General features: G+C 55.1%; 4 protein-coding genes. 2 read left to right on the top strand and 2 right to left on the bottom strand.

Annotated features, from left to right (window positions below):
- Both ACIGDJ_RS26530 and ACIGDJ_RS26525 read left to right on the top strand, forming a co-directional pair.
- The coding region (locus ACIGDJ_RS26530; protein ID WP_397504660.1) for a carboxy terminal-processing peptidase at window positions 1-1,884 on the top strand (1,884 nt) is incomplete at its 5' end.
- 118 nt (window positions 1,885-2,002) lie between these two features.
- On the top strand, window positions 2,003-3,778 hold the full coding sequence (locus ACIGDJ_RS26525) for a bifunctional diguanylate cyclase/phosphodiesterase (protein ID WP_397480045.1): 1,776 nt from the start codon (window positions 2,003-2,005) through the stop codon (window positions 3,776-3,778).
- 598 nt (window positions 3,779-4,376) lie between these two features.
- Here the strand turns inward: ACIGDJ_RS26525 and ACIGDJ_RS26520 are convergent.
- Complete coding sequence (locus ACIGDJ_RS26520) at window positions 4,377-4,748, bottom strand: hypothetical protein (RefSeq protein ID WP_313005670.1); 372 nt, start codon at window positions 4,746-4,748, stop codon at window positions 4,377-4,379.
- The coding region (locus ACIGDJ_RS26515; protein ID WP_397480046.1) for an RHS repeat-associated core domain-containing protein at window positions 4,745-5,503 on the bottom strand (759 nt) is incomplete at its 5' end. The genes ACIGDJ_RS26520 and ACIGDJ_RS26515, both read right to left, overlap by 4 nt.

Raw genomic sequence — 5,503 nt, 5'->3', positions numbered from 1 at the left:
ATCATCTACGACAGCTACATCAAGCTGCTCGACCCGTCGCGCAGCTACTTCATGGCCAGCGATATCGCTGAATTCGACAAGTGGAAAACCCAGTTCGACGACTTTCTCAAGAGCGGCGACCTCAACGCCGGGTTCACCATCTACAAGCGCTATCTGGACCGCGTCAAAGCGCGTCTGGACTTTGCCCTTGCCGAGCTGAACAAAGGCGTCGACAAGATGGACTTCAACACCAGGGAGACCTTGCTGATCGATCGCAAGGACGCACCTTGGCTCAAGTCCACCGCAGAACTCGATGACCTGTGGCGCAAACGCGTCAAGGACGAAGTGCTGCGCCAGAAGATCGCCGGCAAAGAGCCGAAGCAGATCCAGGAAACCCTGACCAAGCGCTACAAGAACCAGTTGGCGCGCCTCGACCAGACCCGTGCCGAGGACATCTTCCAGGCGTACATCAACACCTTCGCCATGTCCTACGATCCGCATACCAACTATCTGTCGCCGGATAACGCGGAAAACTTCGACATCAACATGAGTCTGTCCCTTGAGGGCATCGGCGCCGTCTTGCAGAGCGATAACGATCAAGTGAAGGTCGTGCGTCTGGTGCCGGCAGGCCCGGCCGACAAGACCAAGCAGGTTGCTCCGGCCGACAAGATCATCGGCGTTGCCCAGGGCAACAAGGAGATGGTCGACGTGGTCGGCTGGCGCCTGGACGAAGTGGTGAAATTGATCCGCGGCCCGAAAGGTACCGTGGTGCGACTGGAAGTGATCCCGGCGAGCAATGCGCCGAACGACCAGACCACCAAGATCGTGCCGATCACCCGTGAAGCGGTGAAGCTCGAAGATCAGGCCGTGAAGAAGTCGATCCTCAGCCTGAAACAGGACGGCAAGGACTACAAACTTGGCGTGATCGAAATCCCGGCCTTCTACCTCGACTTCAAGGCCTTCCGTGCAGGTGACCCGGATTACAAGAGCACCACCCGCGACGTCAAGAAGCTGCTCACCGAACTGCAGAAAGACAAGGTCGACGGCGTGGTCATCGACCTGCGCAACAACGGAGGCGGTTCCCTGCAGGAAGCCACCGAGCTGACCAGTCTGTTCATCGACAAGGGTCCGACCGTGCTGGTGCGTAATGCCGATGGCCGTGTCGACGTGCTCGAAGATGAAAATCCGGGCGCGTTCTACAAAGGCCCGATGGCGCTGTTGGTCAACCGCCTGTCCGCCTCGGCTTCGGAAATCTTTGCCGGCGCCATGCAGGACTATCATCGCGCGCTGATCATCGGTGGCCAGACCTTCGGCAAAGGCACCGTGCAGACCATTCAGCCGCTGAACCATGGCGAACTGAAACTGACCCTGGCCAAGTTCTACCGCGTCTCCGGGCAGAGCACCCAGCATCAGGGCGTGCTGCCGGACATCGACTACCCGTCGCTGATCGACACCAAGGAAATCGGTGAGAGCGCCCTGCCGGAAGCAATGCCGTGGGACACCATCCGCGCGGCGATCAAACCGGCAGCCGATCCATTCAAGCCGTTCCTGGCCCAGTTGAAGTCCGAGCATGACGCGCGCACCAACAAGGATGCCGAGTTCGTGTTCATTCGCGACAAACTCGCCCTGGCACAGAAACTGATGGAAGAAAAAACCGTCAGCCTCAACGAAGCAGAGCGTCGTGCCCAGCACGCCGATATCGACGCCAAGCAACTGGCGATGGAGAACATCCGTCGCAAGGCCAAAGGCGAAGAACCGCTCAAAGAGCTGAAGAAAGAAGACGAAGACGCACTGGCCGCTGCCGAGCCGGACAAGGTCAAACCGGAAGACGATGCCTACCTAAGCGAAACCGGGCGCGTGCTGCTGGATTACCTGAAGCTGAGCAATCAAGTCGCCAAGAAGTAAGTGATGGCAATTTAGTGCTGACGATCCCCGGATCGTCATCAAACAGTCATCATTCTGTCGTGCAATAAAGGACCGAGAGCAAGCGCTCCCGGTCCTTTTTTTATCGCCAGAGATTGCCATGACCACGACCGAACAGCTGAGCGCCTTGAGCTCGATCCTGACTCAAAGCGGTTTACACAGCTTGTTCCAGCCGATCATCTGTCTTTCCGAACGCCGCATTCTCGGTTACGAAGCCCTGACCCGTGGTCCGTCCAACAGCCCTCTTCACTCGCCGATTGCCCTGTTCGCCGTGGCACGACAGGCCGGACGATTGAGCGAACTGGAAATCGCCTGCCGACAAAGCGCCTGCCGCCGCTTCAATGAGCAGCAATTGACCGGCAAGCTATTTCTCAACGTTTCGCCGGAGTCCTTGCTCGAAGCCGCGCACCAACCCGGGCGTACCTTGCAACTGCTGCAAGACTTGGGCATTGCGCCGAGCCAAGTCGTCATCGAACTCACCGAGCAAACGCCAATCGATGACTTCCAGTTGCTGCAAAACGCCCTGCATCACTACCGGGCGATGGGGTTTTCCATTGCCCTGGATGACCTCGGTGCCGGGTATTCAAGCCTGCGTTTGTGGTCGGAACTGCGTCCGGATTACGTGAAGATCGACCGACACTTCATCGATGGCATTCATCAGGATGCGTTGAAAAGAGAGTTCGTTGGCTCGATCCTGCAAATCGCCAAAGCTTCGCGCGCGCAAGTGATTGCTGAGGGCATCGAGCTCCCGGAAGAACTCGCGGTGCTGACTGAAATGGGTGTCGATCTGGTGCAGGGTTATCTGCTCGGCCGCCCTCAGGAACATCCATCCCGCGACGCTCGCGCCTTGATGCCCAAGCATGACAGTGGCGCCGTCGCGCTGAATGACGAAGGCAGCGACCTCAGTGCCCTGCTCAACGACCAGCCCGCCGTACAGCGCGATACGCCCACCGCCACCGTGCTGGAAGCCTTCCGCCGCCAGGCCAACCTCAATTCACTCGCCGTGCTCGACGAACAAGGCCAGCCCTGCGGCATCGTCCACCGCCATTCGCTGTCGGACGCTTTGCTCAAACCATTTGCCACCGATCTGTTCGCCCGCAAACCGATCAGCCGCCTGATGAACGACGATTTCCTCGCCGTGGAAATCAGCCAGTCGCTGCAGCAAGTCAGCCGCCTGATCACCAGCCGCGCCCGCCAGCGCATCGAAGAAGATTTCATCATCACCCTCAACGGTGGCTACCTCGGCCTTGGCCGCGTCATCGACGTACTGAAACTGATCACCGAACTGAAAATCCAACAGGCGCGCTACGCCAATCCCCTCACCCTGCTCCCGGGCAACGTCCCGATCCAGCAGTGCCTCACGCGCCTGCTGCAACAGGCCCGCGAGTCGATCATCTGCTACGTCGACATTGACAGTTTCAAACCCTTCAACGACATCTACGGCTACGGCCGTGGCGACGAAGTCCTGCTCTGCCTCGCGCAATGCCTCAACGAACGCATCGACCCCACCCGCGACTTCGTCGGCCACATCGGCGGCGACGACTTCCTCCTCGTCCTCGGCCCCGAAGACTGGCGCAAACGCCTCAACCAACTACTCGACGACTTCCAGAGCCAATGCCGCCGGTTCTATCGCCCCGAGCATCTGGAGGCCGGCTGCTTCGTTGCACCCAATCGCCAAGGCGTGCGGCAGGAGTTTGCGTTGTTATCGTTATCGATCGGGGTGGTGCATCTGCGGCCTGAGGCTTGCGCAGCGCTTGATGCCAGCCAGCTTGCGGAGATGGCTTCGCAGGCTAAGCATCATGCGAAGGATGTTGTGGGGTTTAGTGTGTATTTGTTGGACGTTGTAGAGTCCCCGGTCTACATGCACAGCAGCTAATCGGCCGTCGTTTACTTCTTACCAAACCAAAATCTCTAGCAGAGCGAGCCTGTTCGCGAAAAATCACAGACGAAAAATTATCGCTTCAGCTTTTTCCTGTATGTCCTTGAGGGTCTTCAAAAAGTGTCAAATAGACTCGTGCTCTACAGTCAAGATAAAACTCACTCACCAGACTAGTTTTGTCATGTCGAAAATCCATCATCTGATTGTATAACGATTTTATGGCAGGATCAGGTGAACTACTCATAGAGTTAATCACTTCGCACTTTTCATACCTTCGCTTCGCCGCACTAATTACTGCCGAAAAATATGTTTCACGACTTTCAATTCCAAGAAACCTCGAAAACCGAAACGGCAAATCTCCCCCGATCGAAAAATATTACAGAGACTCAGAACCAATAGATCAGCAAAATACCGACGTTCCCTGCAGCTTGGATTGGAGATCAATTCCAGAATGCCAGAATCTCCGCACGCGCTTAAAATGTTTGAATCCACTGCATCGGGATCCTCGTAGTACTGGTCACCAAAAAGTTCAGCATTTGATTCCCCACGTGTCCACCGCTTAAAATCGTTAAATGACCATCTACCTTCAATAAGCTCAGTCATCAACTTTTGAATCCTTTGAAACTTCCAGTTGGTATTTCACCAAGCATTCAAGCAAAACCTGCATGAATTGACGCTGATCCGCTACATCCTCATCGAAGTATGTTGTAATTTTTGTGAACACCGCATCAAAATCATCACCAACCTCCAAATAATATTTCAACGTATCGATACACCACTGACGTTCAGGCTCCGTATAGGAAAGAAACTCCGGCCTCATAAGAACTTCAAAAAGCTCAGTAAGCTCTTCTTTATTATTAACGTTTTTCGAGACAATGGTTTTTTCACGTTCATCGTCGCGAGTGTTTTCTATATCAAATATAAACAATAGACCACGTAGAACAAAATATTCGGGGTTACGTTTCATTCCATAAATTCCGTGTAAGACGTTATCGGTTTGCCCGCGCTATTAAGAATTACTATTGCATGAGTCTGCTGCCCATAAATTACTCCGCCTCTCCTGTACCCCTCCCCCACGATTTTCCCCATATTCATTGGTTCAGTCGACGCGATTTGCCCGTTTCGCCTAAAAATGAGCTGAGCGCGATGTATGGCGTTAAGTTGGTCTCGATAGCTAAAAAAATGGGTCGCTGCACTCGGTATTTTGGGCTGGCCAGCCCGCCTTCCGTAGGTATAAACCTCAATGACTCCCGTGGTTGGGTTTCGTCCCGTTAATGAACGCTCCTGCTGAGAAGCTAGTGTCGTCTGTTTGCCATGCTTCTCTACAAAGTGCGCGCCTCGTGTGGACTTCTCCATTTCATCCAAACGCCTATAAGCATTTTCCTCCGCCAACTCATCAATCCTCGCCCTACGCTCCTGCGCCGTCATCTTCGGTAACGCAGGCTCCCCCTCATCAACCTTAACCCCATCACTCGCCCCCGGCACCTCACACCCAGGCCTATTCGGCGGCGGGCAATTGGACGTCAACCCCAGCGGATCTACCCATCCCGTCGGATTCGGCACGTACTGGTACTGGTTCAACCCACCCGCGAGCTTCACCGGATCCGGTGTCAGATACCGCCCAAGCCTCGGGTCGTAATACCGGTGCCGGTTGTAATGCAGCCCACTTTCAACATCGAAGTACTGCCCCTGAAAGCGCAGCGGTTGATCCAGATAGTCTTC

The organism is Pseudomonas sp. NPDC079367 (assembly GCF_044542195.1).
GTDB lineage: Bacteria > Pseudomonadota > Gammaproteobacteria > Pseudomonadales > Pseudomonadaceae > Aquipseudomonas.
The sequence above is the reverse complement of the archived record's forward strand: the minus strand, read 5'-3'. Positions and strand labels throughout refer to the sequence as shown.

Coding starts and splice junctions, on each gene's coding strand:
- ACIGDJ_RS26520 (WP_313005670.1), bottom strand. CDS start 4,748: ATGAAACGTAACCCCGAATATTTTGTTCTACGTGGTCTATTGTTTATA.
- ACIGDJ_RS26525 (WP_397480045.1), top strand. CDS start 2,003: ATGACCACGACCGAACAGCTGAGCGCCTTGAGCTCGATCCTGACTCAA.